The following is a 13,944-nucleotide window of genomic DNA, read 5'->3' as shown; positions in this document are numbered from 1 at the left end:
CACATATTCGCGATCACGGAAATTTAGTGCTCCAACACTTTAAGGGTGTCAGCGGTAAATTGAGCAATATCAAACCCGCCACCATCGTCGAACCCGCGACGCACCACTAAAATATTCCGTGAAGGAATGATCACGAGTGATTGTCCACGGTTACCGAAAGCCGCATAGGTCCCTTCTGGCAATCCAAATCTTTCACCCAAAAGCCAGAACTGCGCCCCATAACCGGGTCGCATTGACCCGTCTTCGCGGTCGGTTGGCTGATCCGGGGCCGGTGTCGCCACATAATTGGCCCATCCTTCCGGCAAAATACGGTCACCTTCCCACGTACCATCATTTAGATACAACAAACCGAGCCGTGCGAGATCCCGTGCGGTCGTCCAGACCTGTGATGACATTACGAAATCACCATTCCAATCTGTTTCCAGAAAAGTGTGATCCATGCCCAAAGGCTCCAAAATGGCGCTAAATGGAAAGCTTAAATAAGCTTTATCATCATCCATCTGCTCACGGAGCGTGCGCATCGCGGTCATAGTGTCGTTATTGGCATAGCGCCAACGCGTTCCCGGCGTCGCCACCAACCTATTGGTAATCGCATGGTCGACCACTCGGCCGCCACCAAAGTATATGTCATCAGTACGGTTGCCTGCGGTTGGCGAAGTCAGCCCGCTCGACATATGCAATAAATTTTCGAGTGTAATCGCGCCGCGCGGATCGTTTGGTGACGACCATGCTGCCAGCCCTGTTGGCGCATCAACCACAATAAGATCCTGCTCGACGGCTGCGCCAATAACGCTTGCCGCTATTGATTTTGCGACTGACCAGGTTCGTTGGGGCGTGAAGGCGTCAAATCCCTCGCGGTATTTCTCCGCCATGATCCGGCCATTTTCAACCACCAATACCGCAGTCGTTTCGGTACCTTCGCCATAGGTTTCGCGGTCAAATGCATCAGCAACCACGCCCGCAAGGCTATACCCCTGCGGCTGATCGGCGAGAATTTCATCCGAAATTTTATCGCCGAGCGGCCACGAAATTTGCGACTTGTCGCGAAGTTTTTCGAACCTCACCTCAGGCAGGTCTATTTCGTCAGCACCCGTTGGATATTGAACACACCCCAGTCTGGGCCGCCATGCCGCTATACGCACAGCGTCATCGGCATAGGCGACCGAAACGGTTTTCGCTACTTCATCAATCACCGCATCTGGCAGCGTTGCCATTGCGTCACGATAGTCTGGGTAAATTCGGTTCAGTTCGTCACCGGCGATTTGCTCCGGCGAGCGCCCAGCGTTGAAATGCCCAGAGCACGTAAATGCCGCTTTATACCCCGCGACCAGTGATAAATGCGCGAGATCGACATCTTGCGCATTGGCATTCCCGATCACAACACCAATAGCTGCAATCGAACCAATAATTGAATTACGCATCAAAAATTCCTCTCAGAAAACTAAAGCGCGTCGTCGTATATTGGCTGAATATCAACCGGTAGATGAGTTAGCGAAGCGATCACGTTCTCAGCGTCAGTATCAAGCTGAGCGTATTCATCGAGAAACGCCTTGGCCGCGCTATAATCACCGTTACCTTGTAAAACTACGATGTCGCGGGTCAGGTCCGTGACGGCCTGTTCGAGTTTTGGAAAATCAAGCTTGAACTTGCCATCTTCAACAGTAAACGCACCAGCTTCGCGGAAGTACGAGTATTGAAATGCTGCGCCGGCTCCGTGTGCCTCGTTGATCCCGAAACGCATAGCCCGGAACAAACCGACAAAATACGTCGCAAGAAAGTTATCTTTCTCAGCGATCGGCAGCTCGCCCTGCTCCATCATATAAAGAACATTATAAGCGCCCATGACATCGGCCTTTCCCTCCTCCGTCTGCGTATAAAGTTCCTTTAGTTCGGCACCTACAGATGTTTCAACACCATCCTTGATGATTGAACCCGGGCCAAGGCTATGGGAGAGCTCATGAAAAAGAACCTCTCCTGACATGTATGTTTTCATCAACATGTCTGCCTGTTCCGGCACCAGAACATCTTTTGCCATTGGCGCAAGAATGAGATCGAATTTCGCACCCAGTACATTATTCAACAAAACCTTTTTCGCGCCCTTGGCTTCGCGCACGCGCTCGTCATTCGGCAGGTTGAACGCTACAGTCTGAACGCCCGGCACACTATCACCGCCGCCATGAACCTGATAGGTCACGGCGATCGGTGATTCAAAACCGCGCTTAAAGTTTTTATAGGACTCATCAACCGGAAGGTTAGCTTCCATATCGCGAAGGAAATTTTTGTACTTCGCAAGGGCCGCGCTTTCCTCGGGGTTTTTAATTGTAACGAACGCTTCGAACGCCGTTTTATAACCGTACAATTTGTCCGTATAAACCTCATAGGGACCAATGGCGACTTCAATTGGCCCATCAAGGTCCATCCATGCCATTTCAGATTCAAAATAGTCGTCAGTCAAGAACGACTCGGCGCGCAAATTTAGAAACCGCTTAAGACTTGCATTCGAAGTCATATCCGCCGCCTCACGCATGAGCTCAGCCGCAGGCTCCAACCACTCTCGATAATGCTCTGAATACGGAATAGATTTCAGGCCGCCATTTCCATCTCGACGGATCAGTGTGTATCCGCTCGTGAACGCCTCCTCGTCCTCGGGGTGTTCATTGATCCAATTTTCGAATTCTTCCTTGGTCATATCTTCCGGGTAAAATGCTGCGCCAGCAGGCATCGGCGTGCTGCCATAAAAAGGCTTGTTGTGATCGAGCGTATCCCAAGGGCCAAAATGGAGGTCAAACAAGTCAAGAACGAGATCTTTATTCGCTATTTCGCTCGCAACAATTTTTTCGCGCCATTCCGGGTTTTGCTCGCTCCGTTGACGGAAATAAATCTCATTCAACAACACAGCCGCTTGGTTGAGTTTGTTGACGACGGCTTTTTCTTCGTCCGTCAAAAATGACGTGTCGGCTTCCATATCGACAACGGCAAATTGGTCTCGCATCGTTTCCAGCGCTTCTTTGGATGCAACCGCAATCTGCTTTGCGTCTTTGTCATGAGATTCGGCTTTTGGTTCGGTAACCTTTGGCGGTTCTTGCTGCGAGCACGCGGCGCTCAATGCAAACAAAGAAACAACAAGCATGGAACGAGCAAAAGAATTATTCATAATGATCCCTCAAATGACCCGAGCAACCGTCCTGACCGCTCGATTTGGGGTCAATCTAGCGCCTTGTGCTGGTTCTACAAACCCCGCCATAATCCGGCCTTGCGGGCGCGATAGGGTTTGAATATTGCTAATTTATGCGCGCTTTTAGCCGATCTAGTGATTCGCAAAATAAATGAGGAATTCAGCATGAAGAAACGACTGGGCACCATTGCCGCTGCCGCAATTCTGTCCTTGGCCAATATTGCCCATGCTGAACCAGCGGATTTTGAGCAATGGGTTGCAGGCTTCCGTGCCGAGGCTTCGGCCGCTGGCATTTCCCAATCCGTGCTTGATGATGCGCTCAATAACCTAAGCATCAACACCCGTGTCTATGAGCTGAACGATAACCAGCCAGAATTCTCACGTGGCATTTGGGACTACCTCGATAGCGCTGTGTCAGCGACGCGTGTTGCGAATGGACGCACAAAATATCAGGAAAACCGCGCGCTTTTGACCCTCATTGATCAAGCTTATGGTGTTGATGCTGAAATCATCATGGCAATCTGGGGGCTTGAGTCCTCTTATGGCGCGATCATGGGCAATTATGATGCGATCCAGGCGCTAGCCACCCTCGCCTTTGAAGGGCGCCGGACCGGCTATGGCCGCAGCCAGCTCATCGGCGCGCTCAAAATTATCCAGCACGGATATGCAAATCGTGGTGACCTAAAAGGCTCTTGGGCGGGTGCCATGGGGCACACGCAATTTATCCCAACCACTTACCTCGCTTATGCGATTGATCATGATGGCGACGGTAAGCGCGATATTTGGAACAATCTCGGCGATGTTTTCGCCTCTACGGCAAATTACCTGAGCGTTTCCGGTTTTCGCGGTAACGAAGCGTGGGGCATAGAAGTTCGCTTACCCACAGATTTCGATTATGCCTTAGCCGATACAAGTATCAAAAAAGCCGTCGTCGAATGGGCCGCCACCGGGCTTTCATCAATCAGGGGACCAAGCTTAGTGGATGGTTTCGATCCGAATATTCGCGGTCGGCTGATTATCCCCGCGGGCGCAAGCGGACCTGCATTTTTGGTATTCGAAAATTTCGAAGCGATCTTAAAATATAACCGCTCGACGGCTTATGCACTCGCGGTCTCGCTCCTCTCAGAAGAAATTGCGGGGCGCAGCGGGGCTGTCGTGGCTGCTTGGCCGCGCGATGACCGGCCCCTCTCGCTATCTGAACGTAAAGACCTGCAACAGGCGCTAAAAGACCGTGGATACAATCCCGGCCCCGTTGACGGGATTATCGGCGCCGGCACCAAAAAGGCGTTACGGTCTTTTCAACAATCAGTCGGCATTCCTGCCGATGGATATGCGTCCGCAAAGGTGCTGGAAGCCTTAAAGTAAGCCATTTTTTGACGTCATAAAAAATTTTCAAGATAGCCCTTGTTGCGCTGCACAAAAACCACTAAGTGAAGGCCAATGCTGCACCGCACAAATGCCGGGCAGCAACCACTTTGTAAAGGAGGCCCTCATGGCAACCACGAAGACCGCAGCGAAGAAAACAACAACAAAATCTTCAGCCTCTAAAGCTGAAGCTTCGAACCCTATGGCCGACATCATGTCATTTTCAAATGGCGCTGAATGGACCGCCAAGGCAAAAGAACAGTTCGAAACGATGATGGAATCATTTGGCGAGAACATCGAAGAAGCACGTGCGAAAAACGAAGAATTGGCCGAAGAACTTCAGGCTCGTTTCAAAACCACCCAAGAACGCGCGACCGAAACAAACACGCGTTTAATGGAAGCGGCTCAGGAAGAAGTTTCTGAAACTGTGCAGTTTGCCAACGACCTGACAAATGCAAAAAGCTTTGCTGACGCGCTGACCATTCAGCAATCATACTGGAAAAAGCTATTCGAAACGCGCATCGAGCGCGCGCGCGAACTTACTGAAACATCAGTAGAAACGGCTCGCGAAACGATGAAGCCAGTTGAAGTTCCTTTCGCGAACCTCAAATCTTTCGAAAAATTCTTTGCGTTTCCTGCGAAAGCTTAACGCAGACAAGACGACGGTCATCCGTTATGTCTGTCGCCCATGAGCGGCGAGAGAACAACGATCGTAATTGACCACGCAGTTGTGGAATGGGGTGCAAGCGCCGAGCTTGCGCCCCATTCGTCTATGGATACGACGCTTTCACCGCGCTCCCCCATTTTTGACGATGTTTATTTTTCCGGTGACGGTCCCGCTGAAACCGATTTCGTCTTTCTACGCGGCAATAATCTGCCCGAACGATTTGAACATGCTGAGCGTTTTCATATTGGCGAGCTAGGCTTTGGTACTGGTCTCAATTTTCTTGTCACGTGGGACCGGTGGCTGAAAACGAAAAAGCCGACCGGTGCAAAGCTGCACTTTATGTCCGTAGAGGGGTTCCCGCTTTCGCCGGATGATTTGGAAAAAGCCCATAAGGCATGGCCCGAACTAAGCGAGTTGACGCTTGCACTCAGGCAACAACTACCACCCGCCCTGCCCGGATATCATCAGTTAAGCTTTGGCGACGACGTAACCCTCACGCTTTTTTATGGCAACGGACTGGACGGGCTTCGACGCGCCAGCGGGCAGATCGATGCTTGGTTTCTTGACGGTTTTGCGCCTTCGAAAAACCCTGACATGTGGTCGGAAGAAATTTTCACCGAACTTGCACGTCTGTCAGCAAAAGGCGCAAGTTTTGCGACATTCACTGTCGCCGGAATGGTCCGCCGTAACCTAGAAAGTGCAGGTTTCGCGTGGAAAAAAATTCCCGGCCATGGCCGCAAAAAACACATGTTGGTTGGTACACTAACGAACCATGAACCGTCGCCCCAACGTGCATCTTGGTACACGCCAGCTTCGCCCCTTAAATCAGGCGCAAATGTCGCAATAATTGGCGGCGGTATCGCCGGCGCAAGCCTCGCCTATGAATTGCGTCGCACAGGATTTTCACCGACCGTGTTTGAATCGGTATCGCCTGCAAATGGTGCGTCGGGAAATATCGCAGGCTTAATCATGCCTCGGCTTGATGTGGGTGATTTCCCCGCCGGACGCTTTCATATCAGTGCCTATGTTCATACGCTTCGATTGCTCGACGGGCTTTCATATCCGACACTTTTCATGCCTTGCGGCGCGAAACTCTATGCGGCGACTGAACGCGAAGCTGAGCGTCATCAAAAGCTCGTCGATCAAAAGATTCTACCCGAAGGGTGGATTGAACAGCATGCGGATGGGTTATACTTCCCACAAGCGGGCGTGGTTACCCCGCCGCATTTTGTGTCCTGCCTGCTTGGCGATACGCCTGTTGTAAATGAACGCGTTACCCGACTTGATCACAGCGCCGATGGCTGGTCGCTTGAGACAGATCAAAACGCACATCGTTATGATGCGGTGATTATCGCCAATGGTCTTGATGCCTTGCGATTCACACAAATTCGAGGGCTGCCACTTACGGGATCAGCAGGACAAATCGAGCATTTCACATCAGGGCCAATGCCGAACCACATCCATGTGACGGGCCCCTATGCCGCACCGTCTCCCGGTGGCGGACTTGTGATCGGGGCGACCTATGAACCAATAGCTCTGGGCGCGCAGCCAATATCAACCAATGACAATACCCAAGCCAATATAGAATCGGTCGGACATTATTTGCCCCATCTCGTGCGTGACCTGGGCGACGCCAAATCTCGCGCAAGCGTGCGCTGCACAACGCCAGACCAACTGCCGGTGGCGGGGCCATTGCCCGATTGGGGGTTTTACGCTGGGGCGTATGACGGATTACGCCATGGACGACGAGAGAACTTACCCGCAGGGAGTATGTTGCCAAACCTATTCGTCCTCACGGCGCTTGGCTCTCGAGGGCTGGTCACCGCGCCCTATGTAGCCGCAATGATGGTCGCAGAGATGGCCAATAGCCCCGCCCCCGCCGATCACGAGATTTATGAGGCCATCCACCCGGCTCGTTTTTTTATCCGCGATCTTAAACGTGGTTCGGGCCGAACTGCGGCCAGTTAACTTGCGGATCAAGGCGGCTTTGGGTTAAGTCGCCGCAACACCAGTTAAGGATTTCTCCATGAAAGAAACGCCATTCGGTCCGGTCTACGATAATGTTCTTGAGGGGGTCGGCAGGACACCCATGGTCAAGATTTCAAATATCGACACCGGCCCTTGCGAACTGTTTTTGAAACTCGAAGCTTCCAACCCCGGCGGGTCAATCAAAGACCGCATTGGGATTGCCATGATCGAAGCCGCTGAGCGCGAAGGCAAACTGAAGCCCGGCGGCACAATCATCGAAGCGACCGCCGGTAACACGGGCCTTGCATTGGCGCTTGTGGCGGCACAAAAAGGCTATAAAACAATAATTGTTGTGCCAGATAAAATGGCACAGGAAAAAATCTTCCACCTAAAGGCTCTGGGCGCAGACGTTCGCCTTACGCGGTCTGATGTGGGCAAAGGCCATCCGGATTATTACCAAGACATGGCAGAACGCATCGCCAACGAAACCGGCGCGTTCTATGTTAATCAGTTCGGCAATACCGCCAATCCATTGGCCCACGAAACCGGCACGGGCCCCGAAATCTGGGGCCAGATGGAAGGCGATATGGACGCCATCGTTGCCGGCGTCGGTTCAGGCGGTACGATCACCGGACTATCAAATTTCTTCAATGAAGCCGCACCAGATGTAGAGATCATTCTTGCCGATCCACAAGGCTCGATCCTCACCGAATATGTGAACACAGGTGCCATTCCGAACGAAGTCGGCTCGTGGCTGGTCGAGGGCATCGGCGAAGATTTCATTCCAGATATCGCCGACCTTTCGCGGGTCAAGGCTGCATATGGCATCACCGACAGAGAAAGCTTTGAGGCAGCGCGAGATCTTCTGCGTAAAGAAGGAATTCTTGCCGGATCATCTTCGGGTACAATTCTTGCCGCCGCACTCAAACATTGCCGCAAACAAAAAGAGAAAAAACGCGTGGTCGCCTTTGTTTGTGATCGCGGTGACAAATATCTTTCAAAGATGTTCAATGATTATTGGATGTATGATCAAGGCTTCCTAAAGCGTGCGCCAAAAGATGATTTGACCGATTTGATTACCCGTCATCACTCAGAACAACAAACCGTTACCGTTCAGCCAGACGATACGTTGATGTCGGCTTACGGAAAAATGAAACTCTATGACATTTCGCAATTACCGGTACTCGACGAAGATGGCAACGTGGCTGGTCTCCTCGACGAAGAAGATCTGTTGTTCGCAGTCGTTAGAAATCGCGACAAATTCAAAGACCCGGTAAAATCTGCGATGACCTATCGCGTCGAAACGCTCGACGCGAAACAAGACATGCAATCGCTGTTGCCGATTTTTGCAAAAGGTCATGTTGCGGTTGTGACCAAAGGCGGCAAGTTCGAAGGCTTGATCACTCGTACAGATCTACTGAACTATCTTCGTCTACAGGTGGCATAAATGGACGTATACGGCCTTAAAAATTGTGACACCTGCCGCAAGGCTAAAAAAGCACTTGATGGTGCTAGTGTTTCCTATGCATTTCATGACGTACGCGAAGAACCTGTCAGTGCGGCGCAAATTGGCCGTTGGGCTGCCGCCGTCGGTACAGACAAGTTGCTGAACAAGGCTTCAACAACATGGCGCAATTTACCGCCTACAGACAAAGAGAACCTCAGCGATAAAGGCGCTGTCAAATTAATGCATGACAACCCCGCGTTGATGAAACGCCCAATCATCGTCAATGGGCCCACTGAGGTCTATGTAGGTTGGTCAAAAGACACCCAAGAAACTGTGTTGGGCTAAAAGCGCCGAACCGACTTTGTTATGGATCCTGACTTTCGTCGGATGACAACTGGTGCACACCGTCATCCCGGGCTTGATCCGGGATCCATCGCCATGATGAAGCGCTTTCCCACCTGTTCATTTCCACCGAATTGTTTAAACAAAACAGATGAGCAAACCACTTCAGATTTTCATTGATGCAGACGCCTGCCCTGTAAAAGAAGAAACCTATAAGGTCGCTTTTCGGCACGAAATTCCGGTGACCGTAGTCGCCAATATGCCGATCCGTATCCCGCGCCACCCATTGATTGATCGCGTCACCGTCAATGACCATTACGACGCCGCCGATGATTACGTGGCCGAACACGCGCATGTGAATTCTATTGTAATCACTGCCGACATCCTATTGGCAGAGCGCTGCCTCAAGGCGGATGCGACTGTCATCGGCCCGAAAGGCACGCCGTTCACCAAGGACTCGATCGGCTCAGCCATTGCCGCACGGGCCATTATGTCGGACCTGCGGGCCGGTGGTGACGCCGTTGGCGGCCCTGCCCCGTTTCAAAAATCTGATCGGTCGCGCTTCCTTTCGACCCTTGATGAAGCGGTTGTACGCTTAAAGCGACAGGGTTGACGTCTGGGCCATCGCACGCCAAGTCCATTTCCAGAATCGCGCCCATCGCGCGAAAAATAATTGAGGCAATGATTTATGTCTGACCAAAGCAAAAACCGACCTGCCTTTGCAACCCGCGTCATCCATGCGGGTCAGGAACATGACCCAACGACCGGTGCCGTCATGCAACCTATTTATCAAACGTCGACCTATGCCCAGGAAAGCCCCGGCGTTCATAAAGGCTTTGTCTATGCGCGCGGTGCCAACCCCACCCGTCACGCCTATGAGCGTTGTATTGCAGATTTGGAAAATGGCTCACGCGGTTTTGCATTTGCCTCGGGCATGGCCGCAATTTCAACCATGCTTGAATTATTCCCCGCAGGTAGCAATGTGATCGCGATGGATGATGTCTATGGCGGCACATTCCGGCTTTTTGAACGTGTACGGAAAAGCTCTGCCAATATGTCGTTTTCCTACGTAGACCTGACAAAACCCGAAAACCTAGAAGCGGCAATCACGCCTGAGACAAAGCTTGTTTGGCTTGAAACCCCGACCAATCCATTATTAAAGGTCGTTGATATCGAAGCCATTTCAAAAATTGCACACAAACATGGTCTCATCGTTGGTTGTGACAATACTTTCGCCTCGCCCTATTGTCAGCGCCCGCTGGACTTTGGCGCAGATATCGTCATGCACTCAGCCACGAAATACCTTGGTGGGCACTCAGACGTTATCGGTGGGGTTTTGGTCGTCAACGATAAAGAGCTTGGGGAACAACTCGCATTTTTACAAAATTCTGTAGGCGGAATTCAAGGACCGTTCGACAGCTTTCTTGCGTTACGCGGCCTAAAGACCCTTGCGCTCCGGCTTGAGCGATCAACGTCGAATGCATTGGCCCTGGCAGAATGGCTAGAAAGCCATCCTGCGGTTGATCGCGTCTCATATCCGGGCCTAAATTCGCACCCGGGCCACGAAGTCGCAAAGCGCCAGATGGATGCCTTCGGCGGTATGGTGACAATCTTTCTAAAGGGCGGGCTAGATGCCGCGAAAACGATGCTCGAACGGGTTCAACTTTTCACACTTGCCGAATCGCTGGGTGGTGTTGAAAGCCTGATTGAACACCCCGGGATTATGACACACGCATCTATTCCGCCAGAGCGCCGAGCCGAGCTTGGCGTTGACGACGCATTGGTGCGCTTGTCCGTTGGTGTCGAAGACTTAGATGATTTACGTCGCGACCTCGATTTGGCGCTATCCGGTCTATAAAAATATAGTCGTGACAAAGTAAACAACCCTGATAGGCTTGCACGCTTGAAATAAAGGGCACGAGCCCATTCGGGGGGAATGATGGACGACGTCGAAAATTCCACTAGCCTAGCCGACACAATCAACAATACGCTCAGCCCCGTCAGCGACTTTGTTGCGTCCATTATATTCTACTCGGTTGACGTTGGCGGCGTATCACTCCCACTCGTGGTCGTTTGGCTAATGCTTGCGGGCGTGGTGATGACAGTCTCACTACGTTTCATCAATTTTCGCGGCTTCCGCCATGCTGTCTCCATGGTGTTCAACCCACATGACCAACATGGTGCGGACGGCGAGATTTCTCACTTTCAGGCACTCTCCGCGGCGCTCTCCGGCACCATTGGCCTCGGCAATATTGCATCCGTTCCGATCGCCATTGTCATTGGCGGTCCCGGGGCCGTCTTTTGGATGATCCTTGCGGGGTTTTTTGGTATGGCCACCAAATTTGCCGAATGCGCCATGGCGGTAAAATACCGAAAAATTCTTCCTGACGGACGCAGCATCGGCGGGCCGATGTATTACATTGAGGCAGAATTCAAACGGCGCGGCCTAAAAACCATCGGTAAAGGGGCGGCTATCTTCTTTGCACTGATGACCATTGGCGGCTCGGCCAGCTTTTTCCAAATCAATCAGTCACATGCCCAGTTTTCGAATGTAACCGGCATTTCAGCGCCTTTGACCTTTGCGACGATTATGTCGGCGCTCGTGGCCTTTGTCGCTTTGGGCGGCATAAAACGCATTGGCCTGATGGCTAGTCGGCTAGTACCGTTCATGGCCATTCTTTATCTCGGGGCCGCAATCATCATTATTGCGTTGAATATTTCAGCGCTACCTGATGCGTTCGTCACCATTTTCAAAAGCGCATTTGGTCTCGAGGCTGCCGGAGGCGGCCTGGTTGGTGCCCTGATCAATGGTATGCGCCGCGCGACCTACTCAAGCGAAGCTGGTGTAGGGTCCGCCGCAATCGCCCATTCCGCAGTCAAAACCAACGAGCCGTTGACCGAGGGTTACGTCGCGCTTCTTGAACCGTTCATTGACACCGTTGTCGTTTGTACAATCACTGCACTCGTCGTCATTCTAACCGGAGCGTACGAGCCGTTCATGTATCAAGAAGACGCCGTGGGCATTCAAATCACGTCAAATGCGTTTGCCGAAACATTTGCATGGTTTCCAGCTATTTTACTCATTTCATCGACTTTATTCGCATTTACCTCTGTAGTCAGTTGGGTTTTTTATGGCGCGCAAGCGGTTGGATACTTAACCAACGGATCAAAACAAATCGACATAATCTTCAAAGTCGTACTCTGTGTTTTGTTGTGCGCCAGTGCAGCGCTATCGGTATCGTCAATTCTCGACTTTATCGACTCGATGATTTTCGCAATGGCGATTCCGAACATATTGGTTCTGTATTTGATGTTGCCGGAAATTAAGCGCGACGTGAAAGCCTATGAATTAAAACACAACATCTAGGCCCGGGGATGGGCCTTATCAAAAACGCGCAAGAGGTTTTCACTGTCGATCTTCGTATAACGTTGTGTTGCTGCCAGTGACGAATGGCCAAGCAATTCCTGAATGGTGCGCAAATCACCACCCGCAGACAAAAGATGCGTCGCAAAAGAGTGGCGCATAGCATGTGGCGTCGCACTATCTGGCAACCCCAACGAAGCGCGTAGCTTCGCCATCGTTAGCTGCGCTTGGCGCGCTGATAACGGCTTACCGCGCTTAGAATAAAACAGCGGACCATCGACCTCACCCACATATGGGCAACGCGCCGTATACGCATTAACTGCCTCGCGAGCCACCGGGACGACTGGGACAACGCGTGTTTTTGCGCCTTTCCCTTTTATCCGTATAGAATCTCCAAGGGGCGCATCTCCCCACTTAAGAGAAAGCGCCTCTGATATACGAAGCCCGACGCCGTAAAGCAGCGTCATCAGGGCCGCATCTCGAAGCATCTCCCAATTCTCTTTCTGGGTAGACGTCTTCAGCGTGCCCGCTGCCTCGATCACAGCACCAGCATCTTTTTTCGAAATTGGTCGCGGTAAACGCTCTTTCGCGCGCGGCCCACGCATCGTCGCGATCGCATCATTGTCGATGTCCGCACGTTTACGCAGGAAACGAAAAAACGTTTTCAATGCCGATAACTCAAGCTTCAAGCTCGGCGGCGAAAGCCCCTCATTCCTGCGTTGCGCGAGAAATGCACGGAAATCCTTGGTTTCTAGTCGCGCCAATGCATCAAGGGTCGGCACGGCCCCTATATGACCCGTTAAGAACCCGTCGAACCGGCTAAGGGTCGATATATAATTGCGCAATGTATAAGCACTCGCGCGTTTTTCCGCTTTCAAATGTTGAGCGAACACGCTGCGCCAATGGCACAGTGAGCGGTCCTGTTTTTTTGAGTGCGCAACTGCCATGCCCTAAGACGCCATCGCGAAGGTTAACAAAACCTTTACGCAGTGATTAGTGCATTGATATCGGCGCGCAGAAGGTCGATACCGTCGCCTTTTTCTGCCGAAGTTGCTCGGATAAACGGATGCGCCGCGGGCCGTCGAGCGATCTTATCACTGGTTACCTTCATTAGGTGTGCCAGCGCCGTCGGCTTGACCTTGTCAGATTTGGTCAAAACCACCTGATAAATCACAGCGGCCTCATCGAGCAGCTCCATAATCTCGATATCGCTGTCTTTCAGGCCGTGACGCGAATCGACGAGCACAAAAACACGACGCAAAACTGATCGCCCTTGCATGAACGCTTTGGTGAGCGCCATCCATTGAGCCGAATCTTTGCGCGATGCACGGGCATAGCCATAGCCCGGCAAGTCAACGAGCCGGAGACGCCCCTCAAGATCAAAATAGTTCAGCTCGCGCGTGCGGCCCGGTGTGTTCGATGCACGCGCCAATCCGGTTTGATTGACCAGCGCATTCAACAAAGACGACTTGCCGACATTTGACCGTCCAGCAAATGCAACTTCTGGGGCTTCCTCATCCGGCAGACCATCAAGCTCAGCAACGCCCAACATGAAAACCGCTAGACGCGCAAATAGAAGCCGACCGGCTTCTATCTGATCTGCTGAAAACTCTTCG

Annotated in this window: 12 protein-coding genes; 8 read left to right on the top strand and 4 right to left on the bottom strand. The window is 51.9% G+C overall.

From position 1 onward, the window contains the following. Positions 1 to 23: 23 nt before the first annotated feature. The gene (locus tag ABFZ84_RS07785; RefSeq protein ID WP_369313409.1) at positions 24 to 1,421 is read right to left on the bottom strand and encodes a serine hydrolase domain-containing protein; all 1,398 of its coding nucleotides are present in this window, start codon (positions 1,419 to 1,421) and stop codon (positions 24 to 26) included. Positions 1,422 to 1,441: 20 nt separating this feature from the next. After that, positions 1,442 to 3,154: a dipeptidyl-peptidase 3 family protein gene (locus ABFZ84_RS07780; RefSeq protein WP_369313408.1), complete on the bottom strand. Its 1,713-nt coding sequence runs from the start codon at positions 3,152 to 3,154 to the stop codon at positions 1,442 to 1,444. A 186-nt stretch (positions 3,155 to 3,340) separates the two neighbouring features. On the opposite strand from ABFZ84_RS07780, the gene ABFZ84_RS07775 reads away from it, so the two are divergent. The 8 genes from ABFZ84_RS07775 (at position 3,341) to ABFZ84_RS07740 (ending at position 12,331) form a co-directional block, all read left to right on the top strand. Beyond that, positions 3,341 to 4,540 carry a lytic murein transglycosylase gene (locus tag ABFZ84_RS07775; protein WP_369313407.1) on the top strand — a complete coding sequence of 400 codons (1,200 nt, stop codon included), beginning with the start codon at positions 3,341 to 3,343 and terminating at the stop codon, positions 4,538 to 4,540. A 127-nt stretch (positions 4,541 to 4,667) separates the two neighbouring features. Then, on the top strand, positions 4,668 to 5,189 hold the full coding sequence (locus ABFZ84_RS07770) for a phasin family protein (RefSeq protein ID WP_369313406.1): 522 nt from the start codon (positions 4,668 to 4,670) through the stop codon (positions 5,187 to 5,189). Between the two features lie 39 nt (positions 5,190 to 5,228). Beyond that, positions 5,229 to 7,175 carry a bifunctional tRNA (5-methylaminomethyl-2-thiouridine)(34)-methyltransferase MnmD/FAD-dependent 5-carboxymethylaminomethyl-2-thiouridine(34) oxidoreductase MnmC gene (gene mnmC, locus ABFZ84_RS07765; RefSeq protein ID WP_369313405.1) on the top strand — a complete coding sequence of 649 codons (1,947 nt, stop codon included), beginning with the start codon at positions 5,229 to 5,231 and terminating at the stop codon, positions 7,173 to 7,175. A gap of 58 nt (positions 7,176 to 7,233) precedes the next feature. Continuing rightward, complete coding sequence (locus ABFZ84_RS07760; protein WP_369313404.1) at positions 7,234 to 8,622, top strand: pyridoxal-phosphate dependent enzyme; 1,389 nt, start codon at positions 7,234 to 7,236, stop codon at positions 8,620 to 8,622. Beyond that, entirely contained in the window at positions 8,623 to 8,967 is a 345-nt protein-coding gene (locus ABFZ84_RS07755) for a Spx/MgsR family RNA polymerase-binding regulatory protein (protein WP_369313403.1), read from the top strand. It abuts the gene before it with no gap. 148 nt (positions 8,968 to 9,115) lie between these two features. Further along, the gene (locus ABFZ84_RS07750) at positions 9,116 to 9,577 is read left to right on the top strand and encodes a YaiI/YqxD family protein (RefSeq protein ID WP_369313402.1); all 462 of its coding nucleotides are present in this window, start codon (positions 9,116 to 9,118) and stop codon (positions 9,575 to 9,577) included. Between the two features lie 75 nt (positions 9,578 to 9,652). Then, positions 9,653 to 10,822, top strand: coding sequence for a cystathionine gamma-synthase (locus ABFZ84_RS07745; RefSeq protein WP_369313401.1), 1,170 nt, complete (start codon positions 9,653 to 9,655; stop codon positions 10,820 to 10,822). A gap of 78 nt (positions 10,823 to 10,900) precedes the next feature. Further along, the gene (locus tag ABFZ84_RS07740; protein WP_369313400.1) at positions 10,901 to 12,331 is read left to right on the top strand and encodes an alanine/glycine:cation symporter family protein; all 1,431 of its coding nucleotides are present in this window, start codon (positions 10,901 to 10,903) and stop codon (positions 12,329 to 12,331) included. On the opposite strand, the gene ABFZ84_RS07735 is transcribed toward ABFZ84_RS07740, so the two are convergent. Further along, positions 12,328 to 13,275 carry a tyrosine recombinase XerC gene (locus ABFZ84_RS07735; RefSeq protein ID WP_369313399.1) on the bottom strand — a complete coding sequence of 316 codons (948 nt, stop codon included), beginning with the start codon at positions 13,273 to 13,275 and terminating at the stop codon, positions 12,328 to 12,330. The two genes, ABFZ84_RS07740 and ABFZ84_RS07735, sit on opposite strands and share 4 nt — an antisense overlap. 35 nt (positions 13,276 to 13,310) lie before the next feature. Then, complete coding sequence (yihA, locus tag ABFZ84_RS07730) at positions 13,311 to 13,880, bottom strand: ribosome biogenesis GTP-binding protein YihA/YsxC (protein WP_369314556.1); 570 nt, start codon at positions 13,878 to 13,880, stop codon at positions 13,311 to 13,313. Positions 13,881 to 13,944: the final 64 nt, after the last annotated feature.

The sequence above is a fragment of the Hyphococcus lacteus genome (assembly GCF_041058985.1).
Lineage (GTDB): Bacteria > Pseudomonadota > Alphaproteobacteria > Caulobacterales > Parvularculaceae > Hyphococcus > Hyphococcus lacteus.
The sequence above is the reverse complement of the archived record's forward strand: the minus strand, read 5'-3'. Positions and strand labels throughout refer to the sequence as shown.

Coding starts and splice junctions, on each gene's coding strand:
- ABFZ84_RS07760 (WP_369313404.1), top strand. CDS start 7,234: ATGAAAGAAACGCCATTCGGTCCGGTCTACGATAATGTTCTTGAGGGG.
- ABFZ84_RS07740 (WP_369313400.1), top strand. CDS start 10,901: ATGATGGACGACGTCGAAAATTCCACTAGCCTAGCCGACACAATCAAC.
- ABFZ84_RS07755 (WP_369313403.1), top strand. CDS start 8,623: ATGGACGTATACGGCCTTAAAAATTGTGACACCTGCCGCAAGGCTAAA.
- ABFZ84_RS07775 (WP_369313407.1), top strand. CDS start 3,341: ATGAAGAAACGACTGGGCACCATTGCCGCTGCCGCAATTCTGTCCTTG.
- yihA (WP_369314556.1), bottom strand. CDS start 13,880: ATGTTGGGCGTTGCTGAGCTTGATGGTCTGCCGGATGAGGAAGCCCCA.
- ABFZ84_RS07735 (WP_369313399.1), bottom strand. CDS start 13,275: ATGGCAGTTGCGCACTCAAAAAAACAGGACCGCTCACTGTGCCATTGG.
- ABFZ84_RS07770 (WP_369313406.1), top strand. CDS start 4,668: ATGGCAACCACGAAGACCGCAGCGAAGAAAACAACAACAAAATCTTCA.
- ABFZ84_RS07750 (WP_369313402.1), top strand. CDS start 9,116: ATGAGCAAACCACTTCAGATTTTCATTGATGCAGACGCCTGCCCTGTA.
- ABFZ84_RS07745 (WP_369313401.1), top strand. CDS start 9,653: ATGTCTGACCAAAGCAAAAACCGACCTGCCTTTGCAACCCGCGTCATC.
- ABFZ84_RS07785 (WP_369313409.1), bottom strand. CDS start 1,421: ATGCGTAATTCAATTATTGGTTCGATTGCAGCTATTGGTGTTGTGATC.
- mnmC (WP_369313405.1), top strand. CDS start 5,229: ATGAGCGGCGAGAGAACAACGATCGTAATTGACCACGCAGTTGTGGAA.
- ABFZ84_RS07780 (WP_369313408.1), bottom strand. CDS start 3,154: ATGAATAATTCTTTTGCTCGTTCCATGCTTGTTGTTTCTTTGTTTGCA.